Annotated in this window: 21 protein-coding genes and 1 pseudogene; 13 read left to right on the top strand and 9 right to left on the bottom strand. The window is 63.2% G+C overall.

Annotation, left to right across the window (positions count from 1 at the left end; translation table 11 throughout):
* Positions 1–31 precede the first annotated feature (31 nt).
* From B0G83_RS00505 to B0G83_RS00485, 5 genes are all read left to right on the top strand, one after another.
* Entirely contained in the window at positions 32–877 is an 846-nt protein-coding gene (locus tag B0G83_RS00505; protein WP_105505492.1) for a helix-turn-helix domain-containing protein, read from the top strand.
* A 189-nt stretch (positions 878–1,066) separates the two neighbouring features.
* Complete coding sequence (locus B0G83_RS00500; RefSeq protein WP_105506507.1) at positions 1,067–2,032, top strand: zinc-binding alcohol dehydrogenase family protein; 966 nt, start codon at positions 1,067–1,069, stop codon at positions 2,030–2,032.
* Positions 2,033–2,099: 67 nt separating this feature from the next.
* Positions 2,100–2,276, top strand: a complete 177-nt coding sequence (locus B0G83_RS00495) for a DUF1427 family protein (protein ID WP_105505491.1) — start codon at positions 2,100–2,102, stop codon at positions 2,274–2,276.
* Between the two features lie 122 nt (positions 2,277–2,398).
* Positions 2,399–2,977, top strand: coding sequence for a DUF4337 domain-containing protein (locus B0G83_RS00490; RefSeq protein WP_105505490.1), 579 nt, complete (start codon positions 2,399–2,401; stop codon positions 2,975–2,977).
* A 224-nt stretch (positions 2,978–3,201) separates the two neighbouring features.
* Positions 3,202–3,897 carry a class I SAM-dependent methyltransferase gene (locus tag B0G83_RS00485; RefSeq protein ID WP_105505489.1) on the top strand — a complete coding sequence of 232 codons (696 nt, stop codon included), beginning with the start codon at positions 3,202–3,204 and terminating at the stop codon, positions 3,895–3,897.
* Positions 3,898–3,942: 45 nt separating this feature from the next.
* Here the strand turns inward: B0G83_RS00485 and B0G83_RS00480 are convergent, their stop codons facing one another.
* The 5 genes from B0G83_RS00480 to B0G83_RS39025 all read right to left on the bottom strand — a co-directional run bounded on the left by B0G83_RS00480 (position 3,943) and on the right by B0G83_RS39025 (position 7,176).
* Positions 3,943–5,217 (bottom strand): RNA polymerase sigma factor, encoded by a 1,275-nt coding sequence (locus tag B0G83_RS00480; RefSeq protein ID WP_105505488.1) that lies wholly within the window; start codon positions 5,215–5,217, stop codon positions 3,943–3,945.
* Between the two features lie 4 nt (positions 5,218–5,221).
* Positions 5,222–5,629 carry a VOC family protein gene (locus B0G83_RS00475; RefSeq protein WP_105506506.1) on the bottom strand — a complete coding sequence of 136 codons (408 nt, stop codon included), beginning with the start codon at positions 5,627–5,629 and terminating at the stop codon, positions 5,222–5,224.
* Between the two features lie 71 nt (positions 5,630–5,700).
* The gene (locus B0G83_RS00470; RefSeq protein WP_105505487.1) at positions 5,701–6,114 is read right to left on the bottom strand and encodes a YciI family protein; all 414 of its coding nucleotides are present in this window, start codon (positions 6,112–6,114) and stop codon (positions 5,701–5,703) included.
* 148 nt (positions 6,115–6,262) lie between these two features.
* The gene (locus B0G83_RS00465; RefSeq protein ID WP_105505486.1) at positions 6,263–6,616 is read right to left on the bottom strand and encodes a YciI family protein; all 354 of its coding nucleotides are present in this window, start codon (positions 6,614–6,616) and stop codon (positions 6,263–6,265) included.
* A gap of 242 nt (positions 6,617–6,858) precedes the next feature.
* Positions 6,859–7,176 (bottom strand): hypothetical protein, encoded by a 318-nt coding sequence (locus B0G83_RS39025; RefSeq protein ID WP_258167632.1) that lies wholly within the window; start codon positions 7,174–7,176, stop codon positions 6,859–6,861.
* Here B0G83_RS39025 and B0G83_RS00460 point away from each other — a divergent pair.
* Complete coding sequence (locus B0G83_RS00460; protein ID WP_258167631.1) at positions 7,166–8,995, top strand: carboxypeptidase-like regulatory domain-containing protein; 1,830 nt, start codon at positions 7,166–7,168, stop codon at positions 8,993–8,995. The genes B0G83_RS39025 and B0G83_RS00460 overlap by 11 nt on opposite strands.
* Before the next feature lie 101 nt (positions 8,996–9,096).
* On the opposite strand, the pseudogene B0G83_RS00455 reads toward B0G83_RS00460, so the two are convergent.
* Positions 9,097–10,036 (bottom strand): annotated as a pseudogene (locus B0G83_RS00455) (carbon-nitrogen hydrolase family protein).
* Positions 10,037–10,116: 80 nt separating this feature from the next.
* On the opposite strand from B0G83_RS00455, the gene B0G83_RS00450 reads away from it, so the two are divergent.
* Both B0G83_RS00450 and B0G83_RS00445 read left to right on the top strand, forming a co-directional pair.
* A complete protein-coding gene (locus B0G83_RS00450) occupies positions 10,117–11,046 on the top strand; it encodes a LysR substrate-binding domain-containing protein (protein ID WP_105505484.1) in 930 nt (309 codons plus the stop codon).
* A 37-nt stretch (positions 11,047–11,083) separates the two neighbouring features.
* A complete protein-coding gene (locus B0G83_RS00445) occupies positions 11,084–11,365 on the top strand; it encodes a hypothetical protein (RefSeq protein WP_146120137.1) in 282 nt (93 codons plus the stop codon).
* Between the two features lie 24 nt (positions 11,366–11,389).
* Here the strand turns inward: B0G83_RS00445 and B0G83_RS00440 are convergent, their stop codons facing one another.
* A complete protein-coding gene (locus B0G83_RS00440; protein WP_105505482.1) occupies positions 11,390–11,734 on the bottom strand; it encodes a hypothetical protein in 345 nt (114 codons plus the stop codon).
* Positions 11,735–11,967: 233 nt separating this feature from the next.
* Between B0G83_RS00440 and B0G83_RS00435 the strand changes: the two genes are divergently transcribed.
* Complete coding sequence (locus B0G83_RS00435) at positions 11,968–12,984, top strand: alcohol dehydrogenase (protein WP_105506505.1); 1,017 nt, start codon at positions 11,968–11,970, stop codon at positions 12,982–12,984.
* Positions 12,985–13,198: 214 nt separating this feature from the next.
* Positions 13,199–13,909, top strand: coding sequence for a 1-acyl-sn-glycerol-3-phosphate acyltransferase (locus tag B0G83_RS00430; protein ID WP_105505481.1), 711 nt, complete (start codon positions 13,199–13,201; stop codon positions 13,907–13,909).
* 92 nt (positions 13,910–14,001) lie between these two features.
* Here the strand turns inward: B0G83_RS00430 and B0G83_RS00425 are convergent, their stop codons facing one another.
* Positions 14,002–14,286 (bottom strand): hypothetical protein, encoded by a 285-nt coding sequence (locus B0G83_RS00425; protein ID WP_105505480.1) that lies wholly within the window; start codon positions 14,284–14,286, stop codon positions 14,002–14,004.
* Between the two features lie 160 nt (positions 14,287–14,446).
* On the opposite strand from B0G83_RS00425, the gene B0G83_RS00420 reads away from it, so the two are divergent.
* From B0G83_RS00420 to B0G83_RS39510, 3 genes are all read left to right on the top strand, one after another.
* Positions 14,447–14,725: a hypothetical protein gene (locus tag B0G83_RS00420; RefSeq protein ID WP_105505479.1), complete on the top strand. Its 279-nt coding sequence runs from the start codon at positions 14,447–14,449 to the stop codon at positions 14,723–14,725.
* Positions 14,726–14,935: 210 nt separating this feature from the next.
* Positions 14,936–18,145, top strand: a complete 3,210-nt coding sequence (locus tag B0G83_RS00415; RefSeq protein WP_105505478.1) for an EAL domain-containing protein — start codon at positions 14,936–14,938, stop codon at positions 18,143–18,145.
* A 16-nt stretch (positions 18,146–18,161) separates the two neighbouring features.
* Entirely contained in the window at positions 18,162–18,863 is a 702-nt protein-coding gene (locus B0G83_RS39510; RefSeq protein ID WP_374954879.1) for a hypothetical protein, read from the top strand.
* 123 nt (positions 18,864–18,986) lie between these two features.
* On the opposite strand, the gene B0G83_RS00405 is transcribed toward B0G83_RS39510, so the two are convergent.
* Complete coding sequence (locus B0G83_RS00405) at positions 18,987–19,460, bottom strand: hypothetical protein (RefSeq protein WP_105505476.1); 474 nt, start codon at positions 19,458–19,460, stop codon at positions 18,987–18,989.
* Between the last annotated feature and the right edge of the window lie 579 nt (positions 19,461–20,039).

Here is a 20,039-nt window from a genome sequence, read left to right as displayed (position 1 = left end):
CGAAGCGCGACCCGAGCCGCCTGCCACCACCGTGCCCAAAGCCCGCCCTCCCGAACTCCGCGACGCCGCCGGCGCCGGCGCGCTCGCGCGCCACTACCCGCGCGGGCTGCGCATCGAACCGCACTCGCACACGTGGGCGCAAGTGCTATATGCGGTGTCGGGCGTGATGTGGGTCGAAGTCGGCCGCGAAGCGCTGGTCGTGCCGCCGCAACGTGCGGTCTGGCTGCCGGGAGGCACGCCGCATTCCATCCACATGATGAGCGAAGTGGAGATGCGCAACCTGTACTTCCACGAGCGCAACGTCGGCCATTTAAGCCGGCGCAGCGACGTGTTCGAAGTGAACGGTCTGCTGCGCGAGCTCATCACCTCGATCGCGGAACACGAACGCACGCAAACGGGCGATGAAGCCTATCTCGAAGCCGCCTATCGACTCGCCGTGCTGGAGTTGGGACGCGCGCCGCGATCGTCGCTGCGCATCGCGCTGCCCGATGCGTCGGACCGCCGTCTCGAAGCGCTCTGCCGCGCGGTGATCGGCAATCCGTCGATCGCGATCAGCTTCGAGCAGCACGCGGCGTCGGTCGGCGCGAGCGTACGCACGCTCGCGCGACTCTTCACGCGCGAACTGGGTGTGGGCTTCGCCGAATGGCGACGTCAGGTGCAACTGGCGGTAGCCGTTTCGGGACTCGCCGAAGGACGGCCGGTGAGCAGCATCGCGCGTGAACTGGGCTTCCAGCCGAGCAGTTTCAGCGACATGTTCCGGCGTGAGTTAGGTGCGCCGCCTACCGGCTTCGATCCGGGCGGCACGTTGAGCGAAGCGGCGGCGGCAGCTTCGGTAACGGCGATCGAGCCCCAGCCGGCGAAATCCGGGCGCGGCTGAAAGCTAGCCGGCAATGCGTTGCGCGACGCGCGCATTGAAACCTCCGCGTGCGGCCTCGAATACCGTGGTTCTCGCGTTGCGCCTTGTCCGAAATTCGAAAGTTTTTGTCATGACACCGCTCTTCCAGCCATCTACACTAGCCTCAATCCGCTGCCCATGCAGCCCAAGACCCAACAGGAGCGACACGCGATGAAAGCCATTCAATTCCAGTCCTTCGGCAATCCGGAAGTGCTCGAACACGTCGATCTGCCGGCGCTGCAAGCCGATGCGGACAGCGTCGTCGTGCAAATCAAGGCTGCGTCTGTGAACCCGAGCGACGTCAAGAACGTCTCCGGCCATTTCGAACACACGGTATTGCCGCGCACGCCAGGGCGCGACTTTAGCGGCGTGGTGGTGGACGGCCCGCAGGCCTGGATCGGCGCGGAAGTCTGGGGCACTGGCGGCGATATCGGCTTCACCCGCGACGGCACGCATGCCGAGTTCATCAAGATTCCGCTCGCCGCGTTGTCGCGCAAACCCAAAACGCTGAGCCACGCGCAAGCCTCCGCGATCGGCGTGAACTTCGTGGTCGCGTGGCTCGGCACCGTGGAATATGCGCATCTGCAAGCGGGCGAAACCATCGCGGTGATCGGCGCGGGCGGCGGCGTCGGCGGTGCGGTGGTGCAGATCGCGAAGGCGCGCGGTGCGCGTGTCATTGGGGTGGACCGTCATCCGCTGGACCCCGCCACGCCCGCGGGCCGTCTGATCGACGACTACGTACCGTTCGACGACGAGGCCGCCGGTCGCGTACGGGCATTGACCGGCGGTGCCGGCGCGGACGTGGTGTACGACACCGTGGGCGGCGTGGCGTTCGAGACCGCGCTGAGCCTCGTCAAACGTCGCGGCCGGGTGCTCGAAATCAGCGGCACGGGCAAACGCCGCGTCGAATTCGACCTGATCGATTTCTATCACAACGAGACCCAACTTCTCGGCGTGGATAGCGCCAAGCTCGGCGTCGCGGAATCGGCACCGTTAATGACCGCCTTGGTCGAAGGCTTCGAAAACGGCCAGTTGACCGGGCCGGTCATCGCGCAGACCTTCCCACTCGCCCAGACCCGGGAAGCCTATGCCGCCGTGGCCGGCGGTACACGCGGCCGGGTCGTCATCACGATGTAACGGCTGACGCGGGCACGGCGGTGCGACAGCCGCCCCGCTCGCGCCGCTCATAACAGGGACAACCAACATGAAAGCGTATCTGGTCTCGCTGGCCGCCGGTGTGGTGGTCGGCCTGCTCTACAGCGTGATGAACGTGAAGTCGCCGGCGCCGCCCACCGTCGCGCTGGTTGGCCTGCTCGGCATGCTGGGCGGCGAGCACGTCATTCCGCTCGTGCGCACCTGGCTGGCCGCGGGTCTGCATTGATCGCGCGGGGCACCTTTCCCATCCTCGGGCGTCACACGCTAAGATTGAGCCCGCCGGGCTCATGCGCCACATGACGGCGCGCCGCCCGATGACGACAAGAAAGCATTGCCTCGGAGAATCAGATGTCTGAAGAGTTTGAAGTGCATGGTCCGCACGACCATGCAGTGGAACACGCCGGTCACCACGACGAAGACCCTTTTGCGAGCCGGATGGCCGTGATGACGGCGATCCTCGCGACGATCGGCGCGCTCTGCGCCTATCAAAGCGGCAACAGTGAAAATCTGGCGCTGTACTACAAGAACGAAGCCGCGATCAAAAAGACCGAGGCGTCGAACCAGTGGAACTACTACCAGGCCAAGGGCGAGAAACAGAATCTCGCTGAACTCGGCGCGGCGCTGTCCACCGGCAATATCGACGCTCACGCGAAATTCCTCGCCGACGTCGACAAATACAAGTCGCAGAAAGAACCGATCCGCGCGAAGGCCGAAGCGATCGAAAAAGACGTCGTGGATAACGACGCCAAAAGCGAAGCGCTGTTGCACGGACATCATCGCTGGGCGCAAGCCACCACGCTGATTCAGGTGGCAATCGCGCTGTGCGCGATCACGTTGCTGACGCGCAAGAAATGGTTGCGCAATCTGTCGTTCGTGGTTGCGGCAGCGGGTGTCATCACCGGCGCGATGGCACTTCTGTCGGCCTGATGCGCGCCTGTGTCGCTTGGCCGCATTCTGGGCCGGGCGACACGCATGACAGCCTGTCACGCCGCACGTCCGTTTGCGCCAGAACCCGTTGACCATTAAAGAGATACCCGCCCACCCTACCTCATGACATAAATTAAGGATGCCGGATTAATTCACACACGAATGCAAACGTCCACTTCGATGCAATCGTGAGGTCCGGTGCAATCCGTCATGGAGGAATCACTGTGAACAAAACCACTGAGCTACCAGGCGCGCGCGCGGGCGTGGCCCATCTCGACGAAAGCATTCTGCTGCCGCAACTCGGCTGTCCTGCGGGCAGCATCGGCATCGCGGTCGGCGACATGCTGGAACATTCGAACCGCGCCGTGATCGAGGCGTCGTTCGAGTTTCTCGATCTGCACGCCAACGAGCGCATTCTCGAAGTCGGTCTCGGCAACGGCGCACATGTTCCGTTCGTGCTGGACCAGGCCCATGGCGTGCATTACACCGGCGTCGATATCTCGCCCACCATGATCGCCGTGGCACGCTGCCGCAATGCGGCCTATGTCCGCGAAGGCCGCGTGGCGTTCGAAACCGCGGACGTCGTCGCCATGCCCTTCTCAAATGCCTCGTTCGACAAGGCGATCACGATCAACAGCACGTATTTCTGGCCCAAGCTCGCGGCCGGCCTGAAGGGCATGCGCCGCGTACTGCGCGTGGACGGCACGCTGGTGATCGCGGCCATCACGCCGGACGCCGCCGTTGAATTGCCGTTTGCGGACTACGGTTTCGCCGTGCACGATGCCGCGACGTTGGAAGCGGCGTGCGCGGCAGCGGGCTTCGGCGATATCGGCATCACTCGTTATCTCGAACCGCTGGCCAATCCGCCGCAGGAGACCGGGCAGCGTGAGTTCTACCTGCTGCGGGCGGTCGCCGGGTGAAATCGCGGCACATAACACGCGTGCTCGCGGCGCACCGCATTCCATTCAAGACGTCATGCCACGAGCACGTTCAAGCAGCAACTCACGTTCGCGCGCGTTGCGCGTCATCGCCGCCGCGCGCTCGAACTCCGCACGCGCCTCACTCACGCGCCCGAGTTTCGCGAGCAGATCGCCACGAACGCTCGGCAGCCACTGATAGTTCGCGAGCAAGGCATCGGCGGCGAGCGCGTCGACAATTTCCAGACCGGCCGCCGGACCGAAGGCCATGCCTACGGCCACCGCCCGATTCAACTCGACCACCGGCGAAGGCGCGACCTGCGCCAACGCGTCGTATAGCGCAACGATCTGCGCCCAGTCCGTGTCTTCAGCGCGGCGGGCGCGCGCATGACACGCCGCCAGCGCGGCCTGCAGTGCATACGCGCCGCTCGCGCCGTTCAGCGCGTGCGCGGCTTCGAGCGCGGCCAGCCCGCGACGAATCAGCAGCGGGTCCCAGCGGCTGCGATCCTGATCGAGCAACAACACCGGGCGACCCTGTGCGTCGGTACGCGCATGAGTACGCGACGCCTGAATCTCCATCAACGCGACAAGGCCGTGCACTTCGCTTTCGTCGGGCATCAGACTGCTAAGCACGCGACCCAGTCGCAATGCTTCCTCGCAAAGTGCAGGGCGCATCCAGTCGTCGCCGGCCGTGGCCGAATAGCCTTCGTTGAAGATCAGATAGATCACCTGCAACACTGATACGAGCCGCGCCGCACGCGCGTCCGCCTGCGGCACCTCGAACGGCACCTTGGCCGCCGTCAGTGTGCGTTTGGCCCGCACAATGCGTTGCGCGACGGTGGGCTCGGGCACCAGGAACGCGCGGGCGATTTCGTCCGTGGTGAGACCGCCGAGCAGGCGCAGCGTAAGCGCGACCCGGGCGTCGGTGGACAACACGGGGTGACACGCGGTGAACACCAGCCGCAGCAGATCGTCGCCGATATCGTCGGCACGGGCGGCGTCGAGAGCGTCGACGAAATCCGGCACGAGATGCGCCTCCACTGCGTCGAGGTCGTGGCCCAGCTCTTCACGCTTGCGCGCATGCAGCGCTTCCTGCCGCAAACGGTCGAGCGCGCGGTTTTTCGCGGTGGCCATCAGCCACGCTCCCGGATTGTCGGGGACGCCCGCGTCGGGCCAATGCTCGAGCGCGGCCACCAATGCATCTTGTGCCAGCTCTTCGGCGAGCCCCACGTCGCGCACGATCCGCGCGACGTGAGCGATGACTTTCGCGGATTCGATCCGCCAGACTGCCTCGATGGCACGATGGGTGGCCGGTATCGTCACAGTGTCAGCCCGCTGCCTTGCCGTTCGGATCCATGTAGATCAGCTCCCAGATATGTCCGTCGATATCCTCGAAGCCGTGACCGTACATGAAGCCATAGTCTTGCGGCGCGCGCGGCACGGCACCACCGGCGGCGCGAGCCTTGGCCACCAGGGCATCCACCTCGCCACGGCTTTCGCACGACAAGCCCAGCAAGGCCTCGGTGCTCTCCTTCGGATTGCACAGCGGCTTGCGCGTGAAGGACTTGAACAGTTCCTTGACCAGCAGCATCGCGTAGAGGTTTTCGCCGAGGATCAGACAGGCGGCTTGCTCGTTCGTGAACTGCGGATCGAAGCTGAAACCGATCGCGCTGAAAAAGGCTTTCGAGCGCTCGAGATCGTTGACGGCGAGATTGACGTAAATCTGCTTATGCATGATGGCATCCATGAATCATGGTTTTCGACAGGGCGGCGAGGACGCGGCGGGATCAGCGTGTGAGTCAGCGCTCAACGCCGGTTCGCGTCCAGATCGCGAAACTTCTCCCGCTCCTCGCCAGGCTCGAAGTCGTCGAGTTCGAACAACTGCCGCACTTCGATTTCACCGTCGGCGTGTTCGCCGAACGGCGCCGGATAGCGTCGCGCCCACTCCATGGCTTCTTCGCGCGACCGCACCTGAATCAGCGTGTAGCCGGCAATCAGTTCTTTGGCTTCGGTGAATGGGCCATCAACCACGGTCCGCTGGCCACCGCTATAGCGAAGGCGCCAGCCCTTAGAACTGGGTTGCAGCCCGGTGGCGTCGAGTAGCACGCCAGCCTTCGCCAGTTCCTGATGGTAGGCGCCCATTGCCGCCATCAGGGAGGCTTCCGGCATCACGCCGGCTTCGCTGGCAGCCGTTGCCTTGACCAGAATCATGAATCGCATTGCCGTTCTCCTTGTGCGTGGTGAGAAGCGGAGCCGCGCAAATGGGCGGCTCCTTACTCACACGACGAGCAACGCGCCGCCGGATCGACAGGCGAACCGGCATGCCAGGGAAAACCCCCGACCAAAGAACAGCAGCGGGACGAATCGCCTACATGAAGCACGGCCCGAGCTTGCGGACTTCGACCGTGCACCATGAGGCCGCCGGGCAGGCCTCGGCGATCGCCACGGCTTCTTCGCGAGTGTCGCAATTGAGCAGGAAGAAGCCGCCGATCATTTCCTTGGCTTCGGCGAACGGGCCGTCGAGCAGTTTCGGCTGGCCGTCGCGCACCTGAACGCGCACGGCGTCGTTCGACGAAGTCAGCGATTCGACCGCCAGCAATTTGCCGCGCTCTTTCAGGTTCGTGGCGTAGCGCACCATCTGATCGTAGACTTCGCGCCCGGCGGCTTCACCGCGTTCGACGCGCTGGTTGGTCGGTTCAACGATGAGCAGCATGTAAGACATGGCGTCTCCGATTGATTGCCCTGCCCGCATGAACGCCCGGCAGGCGGATGGCGGCACAGGTCGCGCTGGCGGCGAGTGGGGCAGCCAGTCTAACAAGCGTGAAAGACTCCGGCAAACCCAATCCGGCTCGGGAACCGCGGCCGCTCGTCACCTTTACGAGGACTCGTAATATCCGTCACGCATAGGGATTTACTTTTGGCATGCGACACGATAACGGCGCTTTGAAGTATTCTCCGAAATCGTTAAAGTCGGCCGGCAAAAATGCCGTTTATCGTTTTAAGTTTAGCGACCGCGAATAATCGGATTCTTTCGGTTTGGCTACACAACACCACAATAAAGCCGGATAGTGGCGCGCTCATCGGCATAATCGGCCGGCAAAAACAAACGACTCCAATAATCAGGACATCGGGGAATTTCATGTATCGATCGTCAGTACGCACGGCCTTGGCGGCCGCCGCGGCTTTGGCCTTTTTCCAACTCAGCGGTTGCGGCGGCAGCGGCGGTTCCAGCACCGCCTCATCGGGCACGCAGACTGTCACCGCCAGTTCGGTGAGCGGCACGGTCGCCTCCGGCAGTCCGCTCGTCGGCGCCAATGTCACGCTCATCGACGCGACCGGCGCGACGGTCAGCGCGACCAGCGGCGCGCAGGGCGCGTACACGCTCTCCGTGAAGAACCTGACCGCGCCGTTCGTGATCGTCGCTACAGATGCCGCCGGCCTCGCCTCGCCGCTCGTCTCCGTGCTCGCCAGGCTGCCCAGCGGCACGGCGCCGGCAGTCGCCAACGTGACCCCGCTGACCACCGCGATCGCCGCGATGCTGACCGCCTCGGGCAACCCGATCGACCTCACGGCGAGCACGGCGCTCGCCCAGGTGACGCTGCAGCAGGTGCAAATCGCCACCATCACGCTCGACACGATCCTGACCAACCTGCTCGCGCAGAACGGCATTCAGGCGGCGGGCTTCGATCCGATCGGCACCGCTTTCACGCCGAACCATACCGGCGCCGACGCGGTGATCGATTCGGTGTCGGTCGCGAGCGCGCCGAGCGGCGGCTTGTCGCTGGCATCGAACGCGGCGCCGGGTACGACCTTGTTGCTGAACACGCAGACCGGCCTGTCGACGATGCTCGCCGCCCCGCCTGCCGCGGCCAACTACCTGGAGCCGCTCGCGACGCTGCTCACGGCCTGCGCCGCCTCCGGCACACTCAACACGTCCTGCTCTCCGGCGATCGACGCCGCGTACGTCGAGAACGGTTCGAACGACCTCGCCACCGGCCACAACCTGCCCGACGCCGTGTTCGCCGGCGCGGTCTTCGGCTCGCCGAAGACGCTGGCGTTTCTCACGCGCAACGGCAAGCAGATGGCGTTCGTGCAGTTGCCGGTCACGCTCGCGAGCGGCAACATCGAAGGCGTGCTGTACACGTTCGTGCAACAGCTCGCCACACCGGTCACGCTGGCCAACGGCACGCAACTCGGTTGGGATCTGATCGGCAATCAGTCGCAATTCGCGGTGTCGATCAATTCGCAGATCGCGCGCCGCACCTTCCTCGATTCACGACTCGCCGACGTCAATCGCTACGAGTCCGGTCTCACGATTTCGATTCCGAGCGCGTTGAATCCGACGGTGTATTCGGCGTCGGTCACCGGGCCGGGGCTCGCCGCGCCGGTCTGGCTGATGCCGCGCAACGCCGCAGGCAACAGCCTGCTGGGGATATCGGACACGCCGCTGAGCGCCGCGCCGGTCTCGCCTGCGGTGACCAATAGCAACACGTCGTTGTACCGCTGGTCGTGGCAATCGCTGTCGTCGACGGCGAGCTTCGCGCCGCCCACGTCGACCGGCTATTACGCGCCCCAATCGGTCGATGCGAGCACGGTGCCGCCCTTCGCCACTTACACGGTCACGTTCTACGACAAAAACGGCGCGCAGCTTGGCCAGTCGTCGGTGGTAAATCCGGGCAGTCCGCTGAATGCAACGGCGGGCGGTTCGGTTGCGTGGCCGTCGCTGCTGCCGGACTTCGAGACGCAGTTCCTGACGCCGGGCGGGTCGCTGGCCGCGTCGCAATATGCAATGAGCGTGACGTGGTCGAGTCTCGTGAACGGTCAGAATCTCGCGTACCCGGTCACGTCGGTGCAGATTCAGACGACCGGCATGGCCGCCGCCGGTCCGTTCGAAGTCGACGGGTTCTCCGTCGGCGTGCCGAACAACACCACGTTCGGCCAGTATCAGACCACCGTCAGCGCCGGGATCAATTCGCTCGGCGTGCAGACTTGCGTGAACTGCCAGTTCACGCCGCTGCAGGCGGGCAACTCACGGCTCGTGCAATTGAGCGGTGCTCAGAGTGGGATCAGCTATTACGACATCACGCGGTATAACGACTAGGGTTTGGCTTGGCCTGGACGATTACCGAACGTTAAAACGCCCCTCGCGGGGCGTTTTCTTTTTTCAGCGTCACTGCGCCGCGCGCCTCACCGGTTCGCGCGTTACGACCCGCGATGCCCGTCGTTAAACGCCACGGATCGTTTCTGCCGCTCATCGACGTTGAGCGCGAACACATCCGGCCGCGAGTAATGCCCCACGACGTCGAAGTCGTAACGCGCACGAATCAGTTCGTCCGTGTCGATTTCCGCGACGACCAGACCCGTTTCGCCGAGCAACGGCCCGGCAAGAATATCCCCGAGCGGCCCGACGATCACGCTGCCGCCATTGATCAAACGACGGTTCTCATCCCAGTCGGGCACGCTGATTCCCAACGCTTTGGGCGACGGCTGGACCTGACATGCGCTGACGACGAAACAGCGTCCCTCATGCGCGATGTGGCGCATCGAGCATTGCCAGATCTCGCGTTCGTCGACCGTCGGCGCGCACCAGATCTGCACGCCCTTCGCATACATCGCCGTGCGCAGCAGCGGCATGTGGTTTTCCCAGCAGATTGCGGTGCCCAGACGCCCCGCGCGCGATTCGACGACGGGCAGCGTCGAACCGTCGCCTTGGCCCCAGATCAGCCGCTCGGTGCCGGTCGGCATCAGCTTGCGGTGTTTCGCGACCAATCCGGCGCCCGGCTCGAAGAACAGCGCGGTGCAGTAAAGCGTGTTGCCGGATCGCTCGATCACGCCGATGACGATAGACGCATCGCAGCGCGTGGAGAAGGCGGCGAGTTCGTCGGTCTCGGGGCCGGGCACGTCGATCGCGTTGCGGAAATAATCGGCGAACGCCTCGCGCCCTTCGGGTAAGCGATAGCCGAGCCGCGTGCCGAAAATCTCGCCTTTCGGGTAACCCACCCAGCAGTGCTTCGGGCAGCACGACCACGGACGCGCCCGACGCCCGAATTTCGGCCTCATAGGCCAGGATGTTCTCGAGGGTGTCCTGCTTACCCTTGGGTGACGACCCGATTTGCAGCGCGGCGACTTTCGACTTGGACATGGTGATTGAACCGGTAATGGGATGTCCCAGATCTTGCGACCGTCATAAAATGAATGGAACGCCATTTCGAACTTTCTGATATGAACCGGAGTGATATCTCGGGCGTCGACCTGAACCTGCTGAAAATCTTCGAAGCCCTCTACGAAGAAGGCGGAGCAAGCCGGGCGGCCATTCGGCTGGACATGACGCAATCGGCCGTCAGCGCGGCCCTCAGACGGCTTCGTAGCCTCTATTCCGATCAGATGTTCGTGCGCACCGGCCGGGGGCTGACACCGACCTCCCGGGCCAGCGAGCTGAAGCCGCTGGTGAGCGAGGCGCTCGATAAATTCCGGCAGAGTCTCGCAATCGCGTCCCCGAACCCCACGGATTTCCTTGGTCGAGCCGTGGCGATCGGCATGTCCGACGATTTCGAACTGGCCATCGGCCGCAAGCTCATGGCGCTCATGGCGAAGCGCGCGCCGGGTCTGCGCGTGATATTTCGCCAGACCTACAGCCAGATCGTCACGGACGCGCTCGCCAATCAGGAGATGGACCTGGCCATTACATCGGGCGGCTTCGCGTTACGCGGCCTCAGCCGGCAGGTTCTGGGGAAAGGCCGCTACGCCTGTCTCGTCGACCCGGGTAGCCTGCGGGGCGGCAACACCACGATTTCGCTCGATGACTTCGCGAACCGCGATCACATTCTGGTGTCGGCCGGCGGTGTAGTCGGGATAGTCGACGAGATGCTGGCGAGCGTCGGACGCAAACGCCGGGTGGCCGCCTCGACCACGCATTTCGCGGGGCTTCCGTATTTGCTGAAGGGCAGCGAGGCGATTGCCACGATCCCGACGCATGCCGCACACGCCATCGCAGGCGTAACGGGACTTCTGCTTCTACCCTGCCCGCTGGCGCTGCCAGAGTATCCGATCGAAGTGGGTTGGCGAATCAATGCGCTGCGTGACACGGCGGTCGCCAAGGTTCAAGCCGCGCTGGCGGAATGCTTCGACCCGGCGCACGTCAAACTGGCGTGAAGCGAACGCGCTGGCGTCGATGAAGGAGAAGGGAACCATGGACCACGCTACTTTTCTCGCTGCCATCCGGCAACTGTGCGCTGCGGCTGACATCGCGGCCAGGGCGGGACCGCAGAACCTGCAGTTCGACGCGTTCCAGTTACTCGCGTGCTTTCGTCGATACGACAACGCGGGACTCAGCCGCGCGGCAGCCTCGACATCCCATGACGAACTGTTCCAGCGCACCGCCGAAGCAGCGCTGACAATGGCGGGACGCAACGAGTTTCCCGCGTCTCTCGCGTTGCTTGAGCAGGCCAGGTCGCTGCTCCACGCAACGTAGCGGCGACGGTCACGAGCGATCGGCTCACAGCGCGTCGTGGCAAAGCGCCATCATCCGCTGGACCATCGTGCTCGATTCGTTGAGTTCCATCTCGCTGGTGAACAGCGCATTCACGCTGGACAACCGAACCGCGACGCCGGCCTCGAGCAGGTCCTGCCGGGCAATCTTCAACGCGAGCTGGCCGATGCGTACCCGATCCAGCCAGTCCATCTTCAAGCCGTTTTTCCGCAGCCATTGGCGGCAGATCTGCACGACATGGTCCACTCGCCATTCGTTGGTCAGCGCATACGACGCCGCCGCAATCGCGACGAGAAGACACAGCAAGTCAGGGCGAGCGCTGTCGCGCTCGTTGAATTCAGGTTTGATCATGTCTATCGGTGTGTCGATTGCGTTTAAGCAAACCCGCACATGTGGGCAAACATGGGCAAATCAATCGCTCATGATTTACCCCCTTTTTCCGGGGCTCTGACAGACCCACCAAGCCGCGCAGCCATGGAGCCGTGCGTGTGCCGGCAACCGGGCGCGTCAAGTTGGTTTCCGCTGGATTATCAACTATGGTCAATAAGTTCGTGCGCACACCGACAACCAGCGAGGTGAAATTCATGTCAAGAATGAAGGCCGTACAGGTGGAAGAAGCGGGTGGTCCGTTGCAACTCGTCGAACGCGACGTGCCTGAAGCGAACGAAGGACAGGTCCGCATCAAGGTTCAGGCGTGCGGTATTTGCCACAGCGATTCGTTGACCAAAGAAGGGCACTGGCCGGGCCTGCAATTTCCGCGCGTTCCGGGCCATGAAATCGCCGGCGTGATCGACGCGGTGGGAGCCGGTGTAGAGGGATGGCGTGTCGGCCAACGCGTCGGTGTCGGCTGGCACGGCGGCCACTGCGGCCGCTGCGCGCGTTGCCGTCAGGGCGATTTCGTTCTTTGCGAAAAAGCCCAGGTACCAGGCATCAGTTACGACGGCGGTTATGCCCAGTTCGTCGTGGCGCCGGTCGAAGCGCTCGCCAGCATTCCGGACGACCTGTCCGATGCGGACGCCGCCCCGTTGCTCTGCGCGGGCATTACCACCTTCAATGCGCTACGCCATAGCGGCGCGCGCGCCGGCGACGTGGTCGCCATTCTCGGGATCGGCGGCCTGGGACATCTCGGCGTGCAGTTCGCGCGGAAAATGGGTTTCAACACCGTCGCCATCGCTCGTGGACAAGACAAGGCCGCGCTGGCGAAAGAACTGGGCGCGCATCACTACATCGACAGCACGACGCAAAGTATTCCGGACGAACTCAACAAACTCGGCGGCGCCAAGGTCATTCTCGCGACGGTCACAAGCGGCAAGGCCATGAGCGCGGCCGTGGGCGGCCTCGGGCTGAACGGCAAAATGATCATGGTCGGTATCTCCGAAGAGCCCGTTGAAGTGCCTATTGCCCAATTCATCATGGGACGTCATTCGATCCAGGGCTGGCCGTCGGGCACATCCGCCGATTCGCAAGATACGCTCGTATTCAGCGCACTCTCCGGCATCAAACCCATGATCGAAGAATTCCCGCTCGAACGCGCCGCCGAGGCCTATGACCGGATGATGAGCGGGGGCGCGCGTTTCAGGGTGGTATTGAAGGTTGCGTGAAGCGCCGCATGAGTTGTTATGATGATCGGCTTCGTGGGTGTGCCCCCTCGATAAACGCATGACGCCCCGCGAGGGGCGTTTTTATTGATCAGTTACTGTTGCGTTCCAACCCCATGCGGCCGCTCCGGCCCACCGGCCGAACGTATCGCCTCTGTCGTGGTCTCACCGGGTTACGGTGAAATCGTTCCACCGTCCACCCTCCACTCGAATCCCGATGCGCGCAACTTTCACCAAATGGCTGTTCATTGTCTACCTGCTCGGTAGCGGCACGCTGTATTCCATGATCATCCTGCTGTTGTTTCCGTTCGTCGGACGGGCCGGGCGATACTGGCTCGCCAGACAATGGTGCCGTGCGCTGGTGTTCGTGATGCGTTGGCTGCCGGGCGTGTCATGTTCGATCGAAGGACTTGAACATCTTCCCGCCGGTCCGGCGATTATTTTGTGCCGTCATGAATCGACGTGGGAAACGCTCACGTTCATGGCGCTCTTTCCGCGTCGCGTCAGTTTCGTGTTCAAGGAAGACCTGCTGCGTATTCCGTTTTTCGGCTGGGTGCTGCGTGGCCTCGATATGGTCAGCCTGAACCGTGGCTCCGCACGTCAGGCGCATCAGGCCGTGACGCAGGAGAGCGCCGAGAAGCTGGCCAAGGGCGACGTCATCGTGATCTTTCCGGAAGGCACGCGCGTGGCGCATGACGCGCCGTTGCGTTTGACCTCGGGTGGCGTTCGCCTTGCGTGCGCGACAGGCGTGCCGGCGGTTCCCGTGGTGCTCAATGCGGGCAAAGTGTGGCCGGCGAAAGGCTGGCCCACCGGCCACGGACATATCCGCGTGGTGGTCGGGCCCGCGTTCTCATCGCAAGAAATGTCGCAACAGGATTTGAGTCGCGCCGTGCACGAGTGGATGAAAAACGAACTGCAACAGCTGTGATCATTTTCAGGCTGGATCGACCGCGCAGCGACAGTCGCGACGCCAGCCGCAATTGAATCCGCGGCGCCTGGCGTTCGCGTTCTGCCCGACCCTCATTGCGCAGCTTTGGCGGTCTTCGCGGTGTCGTTAGCCGACATGCTGGGCATCGCCGTATCCGTCATGCTCATATCGCTTTTCATGCCGCCCGGCACGGTGCTCCACGGGCTTGTCACCGGCTCGCTGTGATAGGTCATGCCGGCGGTTGCCGCGCCGTGCGAACCGCCGCTGCCATTTCCCCCGTTCCCATTACCGCCGGCCTGCGCGAGGGTCGCGGCGCACGCGCAGAGTGAAACGACAGCGAGACGGGCCAACAAGGCATTCAACGTCATCTTTTCCATGGTAGTTCTCCGGCGATCTCTGAGTAGCCAAGCTTGATTGCCTGGCACGAACTCATATACGGCGTTCCGTTGCGATTGGATTCGAATCGCCGCATGTCATGCATTGTCACAATCGCTTGCTATACAGGTCAGGCAATCTGCGTAGGAGATCGCTTTGCCCATGCGAAAGTCAGCCTTGCACATCGAAAGTCCGGCGAAACATCCGTTTGAGAGCTGTTTCGTCGACCTTGGCGGCCACTCGGCGGAACGCGCACTGTCGGCGCTCACGGCGGCGGTCCACGCGGCCCAGCGAGAGATGAACGCGTTCGTTTGGCTGGAAGAAGCCCTGCCCGGGGCAACCCTGAAGCCTGCTCTGGCGTTCGGGACGGTCGGCGAGCTCTACCGGTCGTACACGCGGCCAGCCGAATTCGGGCGACTGAAACAGGTCTGGCGAGCCTGATAAGGGCTGGTAAGGGCTCGACCCGCGCGGACCGATCCGCACGGTGCAAAGAGGGGTCCGGCTTCGCGTCGGCGCCTTGGCGTCCGCTCACGTTTGCGCGCCTTCACGTCCGCGTGGGCCGCGCTCCGTATTTCTTCGTAATCTTCGTAATACTCAAGAACTTCGCTCCGCAGGCCGTTATCCCGTCGATAGACGGACTCGAGGCCATCCATGGTAAAGCCGCATCCCAGCCGCACGCATAGCGGACCGTCGAGACGGCGCGACACCGCCAGCTTTGCAGGGCTGGCATTGCATCGCGACCTCATCGGCAAGGCGTTTACGGCCATTGTCGTTGCGTTCATTCTTTCCGCGATCGGTCTGAATACGTTTCTGGCACGCCGGCAGACGCACGAACAGGAGAACTCCGTCGGCACGCTGCACGAATGGGGACGCCTGAAGCGCGACCTCGATCAGGTCCAGCAGATCATGCTGGACGAGCACGGCGAACTCAACACGCTGATCGGCACTCGCGCGTTTTATAAGCGCGCGCCGTACTACTTTCCCATGGCGACGTTGCTCGATCTGACCAACGACGCCCGCTCCGGCTGCCGCAATCGTCAGGACTGCCTGTCACGGCTGGACGAGCTCGACGATCTGATGCGCAAGCTCGGCGAACACAGCCAGGCGTTGGCGGTACGGGTCAACGACCGGCCGGGCAGCGTCAGTCTCGGCGACCCGGAACTCAACGAAATCGACGCGTATTTCTACAGCGTGCTCGAACATGTAGTCGACGTTCGGATGGAGGCGGACGCCACGCTCGATTCCGTCGTTAGCCAATCGTCGTCGGACGCGAAATGGGTGTCCAACGCGCTGCTGGTCAGCGGCTTCACGGCGGCGGCGTTGTTGCTGGTGCTGCTGCGCTGGAACGCCCGCATCGCGCGACGGCTGCGTGCCGCGCTGCGCCTCGCGGATTCCGCGCGCGCCCGCTATCAGCGGTTCTTCGACGAACATCCGCTGCCCATCTGGATCTACGACAACGAGTCGCTCAAGCTCGTCGCGGCCAATGGCGCCGCGCAGCGGAGCTTCGGCTATCAGGAAGAGGAACTGCTCGACATGTCGCTCGAAGACGTCCATTCGGCGGACGAGTTCGACCGCCTCAAGACGTTCTTCGAATCGAATGCCGGTGCGAGCTTCGGCGAAACCCGCGCAGCCGGCGTGTGGCGCTACCAGACCCGCGCAGGCGAGCAAAAATCGATGGCCGTGCATCACCTGAACGTTGCGTTCGAAGGCCGCGCGTCTACGATGGCCGTCATGGTGGACGTCACGCTCGAACTAGCGGCGCGCGCCGAACTGTTCGAATCGAAGCAGACGCTCGAATACGTGCTCGACCATATTCCGCAAGGCATCGCGTGGAAGAACGCGCAGCATCGCTATGTCGGCGGCAACGAGATTTATGCGAAAGACGCGGGGCTGCCGTCGCGAGAAGCGCTGATCGGCCTCAGCGATCACGATCTACTCTGGGGCACCGACGCCAACGTCGCGCAGAACGAAGACGTCCAGGTCATGTCCGGTCAATTGACCCGCCGGCATTTCGAACGCAGCGCCATTGCGGTGAACGGTTCCGAAGTGTGGATTTCGGAAACCAAGCTGCCGCTCAAAGACCAGAACGGCCATATCGTCGGCGTGCTGATCGCCTACGACAACATCACCGCCCGGCGCAATGCGGAACTGGTGCTGCGCCTGCAGGGCCGCGCCATCGACGCCAGCATCAACGGCATCGTGATCGCGGAAGTCCGCACCGAGCGCAACGTCGTGATATTCGCCAATGCGGCGTTCGAGCGCATTACCGGTTATTCGTCCGCCGAGGTCACCGGGTCGGATTGCGATTCGTTGTTCCAGCTGACCGGCGATCCGCAGAAATGGGCCGAGGTTCGCGCCGCGCTGGATCAGCACACCGAGGCCAACGTCACGCTGTCGTGTTTCCGCAAGAACGGCGAGCGATTCTGGAACAACGTGCTGGTGGCGCCGGTGCGCGACGAGCAGGGGCTCGTCACGCATCACGTGGGCGTGATGAGCGACGTCACCGCGCTCGTCGAATATCAGGCTCGTCTGGAGCATCAGGCGAAATACGACGCGTTGACCGAACTACCCAATCGCACGCTACTTGATGAGCGTTTGAGCGAAGCGATCAAACGCGCGTCGGACGCGAACAGTCAGGTCTCGGTCATGTTCCTCGACCTCGATCGCTTCAAGGAGGTCAACGATTCGCTCGGTCACCGGGTGGGCGACACATTGCTCGCCAGCGTGGCGAGGCGGCTGCAGCGGCTGGTGCGCTCCACCGATCTGGTGGCCCGCTACGGCGGCGACGAATTCATCATCGTCGCCGCGCGCGCGAGCAGCGAGCAACTGGTGCCCATGCTCGAACGCCTGATCGCCGCGATGACGGAACCGTTCTATGTTGGTGAACGGGAGCTGTACGTGGAAGCCAGCATCGGCGTCAGCACCTTCCCGCAAGACGGCGCGGACGCCGACACCTTGATCCGCAACGCGGATGCGGCGATGTACCTCGCGAAGTCACGCGGTCGCAACGGCTACCAGTTTTACCGGCCCGAGTTGAATCGCGCGGCCGCCGAACGCCTGCAACTGTCGACCCGGCTGCGCCGCGCCGCGAAAACGAAGTCGTTGCAGGTCGCCTATCAGCCGCAAATCGATATGGTGACGGGACGTATCTTCGGCGCCGAAGCACTGCTGCGCTGGCACGACGCCGAACTGGGTGTGGTGTCGCCCGCGGTGTTCATTCCGATCGCCGAAGAAACCGGCCTGATTCAAGGCATCGGCGAGTGGGTGTTGCGAACCGCCTGCGAGCAGACGAGCCAATGGCGAGCGCAGGGGCTGCCGCCAATCCGCGTGTCGGTGAACGTCTCGCCGCATCAACTGGAGCGCTCCGACCTGGTTGGCGTGGTGCGCGCCGCGTTGCACGACACCGGCTGCGACGCCGACATGCTCGAACTCGAAGTGACGGAAGGCGCGCTGATGCGCAATGCCGACGACGCCGCGCGCGTGCTGCACGATCTACGCGAACTCGGCGTGAAGATCGCGATCGACGACTTCGGCACCGGCTATTCCAGCCTGAGCTATCTGCAACGCTTCAGCGTGGACCGGATCAAGATCGACAAGGTGTTCGTGCAGGAGATCGGCAGGGGCACGGAATATGAAGCGCTGACGCTCGCGGTGATCGCGATTGCCGAGGCGCTGAAGTTCGACGTGATTGCCGAAGGTGTCGAAACCGACGTACAGCGCGGCTTTCTGGTCGAGCACGGGTGCAGCGAAGGACAGGGCTTTCTGTACAGCGCCGCAGTGTCGGGCGACGCCATCGCGGGCATGCTGCGCTCCGCGGCGGCACAGGCGGATCTTCGACAGCAAGGGGAGTATGCGGACTGACTGGTAACGCTTTGCCTTGGGGACACGCCACATAACCGTATATACTGTTTATACCATTATTACCGTGGAGTGCCCTATGAACGCACCGATCACCGCAAAGCCGACCAAGAAAGCATTTCATTTCCCGAAGAATTCGGACACCCAAGGCACGGGTAGCGCTGAGCCGGCAGAAGCCGCGGTTACGGCCAAACCCGCAGCGACCAAACCGTTTGCAGCACGAAAGGCCGCGAAGACCAAGCGTGCTTCGGCTGGCGCTGCGGCGGTAGCGGCCGCTGAGAAACCGGCCAGTACCAAGTCGGCCAAGCCGGCTTCGGCAAAGAAGGCGTCCAAAGCAAAACGCGCGGCGGTTCCGGTCACCGCCGCCCCCGTCGCAGAGGCTGAAAAACCGGCCGCAACCAAAGCGGCCGCGACGAAGAAGGCCGCCAAGGCCAAGCGCGTCGTTGAACCGAAGGTGGAAAAAATCGCCGCACCGGCCGAAGCCAAGCCGAAGCGCGTGAAGAAAGACAAGGTCGTGCGCGACAGCTTCACGATGCCCAAATCCGACTACGAAAAAATTGCTTCGCTGAAGCAGAAATGCCTCGACGCCGGCGTCTCCGTCAAGAAAAGCGAGTTGCTGCGCGCCGGACTGCTGATGCTCGAAGCCGCCGCACCCAAACGCCTGCTGGCCGCAGTGGCGGCGGTCGAAGCGGTAAAGACCGGTCGGCCCGTGAACGAATAAGCGCCCGCGACTCTCGCGAGCCCCGTGGGGCTTTCGGACAGCGTGACCATTCACTTAGTCCGCTGTTTCGTAAGCCCTACGAGATGCGATCGCGAAACGCGGCAACAGCAACGCTGACCCGTTTCAGACTGCGGCTTCCGCAATAGCCTGGACCTGCGCGGAGCGCATCAAGCCTTCTATCATCCGCGCTTCCGCGCTCGCGATCTCGCTCAACGACGCCACGGCAAGTTGCCCGTCAAGGATGGCCAGCGCCGTGCAGAGACGCGCGTAGTCGCTGTCTTCGAGCGCCCAGCTACCTGTTTCGTGTTCACGAGCGTCGAGTCGCACCATCGCCGCATGGGCGCTTTCAATCTCGGCGATCATGTCTTCGCCGAGGCCGAGCCGCGCCAACTCTTGCGACACCAGCAAATGCCGGCTCAGCGTCAGATGCAGATCCCGCGAACCCTGGCCGCGCCGGAACGCGTCGAGGGCGGTATAGCACTGCATCAGCATCGCCGCCGTCACCGGCTCGTGTGCCGTGCGGCTGAAGGTCAATGCACGCAGCAACGGTGACATGGCCGGTTGGTGGTGCTTGCGGACTCGCGACTTATTGGACATAACGGTTCAACCTCCATCACTCATTCTCGGCTTCGCCACCGAATGATCGTGCTCTGCGGTGGCAAACGCCGCCGACTTTTCCCGGCGGCCTGACAGGCCCTTAATGCGAGTCTGTGAAGCCATCATGGCAAGCAACTATTAAGACAGACTTAAACACCCGCAGGGCCGAATGAGGTGCGGCATCCTGCCGCCCTACCCACTCGCGGCCGGCAAACGGGCGCGGTATCAAGTCAACGCTCGCATATCGGTTCGAACGCGAGGAATACAAGTCACGCCGCGTGGCATCGACGAAAAAAAACCCTGTTCCCGCGAAGGAACAGGGCCGGACAGGATGGAACAGTCGCACATGCGCGTGGATGCTTGCCGACCTCTAACCATCAAAGCTAAAACGCTGTTGCTACTCGAACTGCCACTGCAGAAGCGGTTGCTGCATCACATCAACATTTTTACTGCCTGAACTGCTTGAACTGCCACTACGCGAACATCTGCTGCAAAAACCTTTGCTACTGACCTACCACTCAATCGCAGCCGGGTCCCTCGCCTTCAACTACACCAACACCTAGCCGCAACCCCCTGCTA

This window comes from Paraburkholderia sp. BL21I4N1 (assembly GCF_002973525.1).
GTDB lineage: Bacteria > Pseudomonadota > Gammaproteobacteria > Burkholderiales > Burkholderiaceae > Paraburkholderia.
This window is presented reverse-complemented; position numbering and strand designations above follow the sequence as displayed.

Bases quoted from the DNA above. Each gene is read 5' to 3' on its own strand.
- B0G83_RS00470 (WP_105505487.1), bottom strand. From the start codon at position 6,114: ATGCGATTCATGATTCTGGTCAAGGCAACGGCTGCCAGCGAAGCCGGC.
- B0G83_RS00495 (WP_105505491.1), top strand. From the start codon at position 2,100: ATGAAAGCGTATCTGGTCTCGCTGGCCGCCGGTGTGGTGGTCGGCCTG.
- B0G83_RS00425 (WP_105505480.1), bottom strand. From the start codon at position 14,286: ATGGAAAAGATGACGTTGAATGCCTTGTTGGCCCGTCTCGCTGTCGTT.
- B0G83_RS00440 (WP_105505482.1), bottom strand. From the start codon at position 11,734: ATGATCAAACCTGAATTCAACGAGCGCGACAGCGCTCGCCCTGACTTG.
- B0G83_RS00415 (WP_105505478.1), top strand. From the start codon at position 14,936: ATGGTAAAGCCGCATCCCAGCCGCACGCATAGCGGACCGTCGAGACGG.
- B0G83_RS00465 (WP_105505486.1), bottom strand. From the start codon at position 6,616: ATGTCTTACATGCTGCTCATCGTTGAACCGACCAACCAGCGCGTCGAA.
- B0G83_RS00490 (WP_105505490.1), top strand. From the start codon at position 2,399: ATGTCTGAAGAGTTTGAAGTGCATGGTCCGCACGACCATGCAGTGGAA.
- B0G83_RS00450 (WP_105505484.1), top strand. From the start codon at position 10,117: ATGAACCGGAGTGATATCTCGGGCGTCGACCTGAACCTGCTGAAAATC.
- B0G83_RS00500 (WP_105506507.1), top strand. From the start codon at position 1,067: ATGAAAGCCATTCAATTCCAGTCCTTCGGCAATCCGGAAGTGCTCGAA.
- B0G83_RS00435 (WP_105506505.1), top strand. From the start codon at position 11,968: ATGTCAAGAATGAAGGCCGTACAGGTGGAAGAAGCGGGTGGTCCGTTG.
- B0G83_RS00430 (WP_105505481.1), top strand. From the start codon at position 13,199: ATGCGCGCAACTTTCACCAAATGGCTGTTCATTGTCTACCTGCTCGGT.
- B0G83_RS00405 (WP_105505476.1), bottom strand. From the start codon at position 19,460: ATGTCCAATAAGTCGCGAGTCCGCAAGCACCACCAACCGGCCATGTCA.
- B0G83_RS00445 (WP_146120137.1), top strand. From the start codon at position 11,084: ATGGACCACGCTACTTTTCTCGCTGCCATCCGGCAACTGTGCGCTGCG.
- B0G83_RS00475 (WP_105506506.1), bottom strand. From the start codon at position 5,629: ATGCATAAGCAGATTTACGTCAATCTCGCCGTCAACGATCTCGAGCGC.
- B0G83_RS00420 (WP_105505479.1), top strand. From the start codon at position 14,447: ATGCGAAAGTCAGCCTTGCACATCGAAAGTCCGGCGAAACATCCGTTT.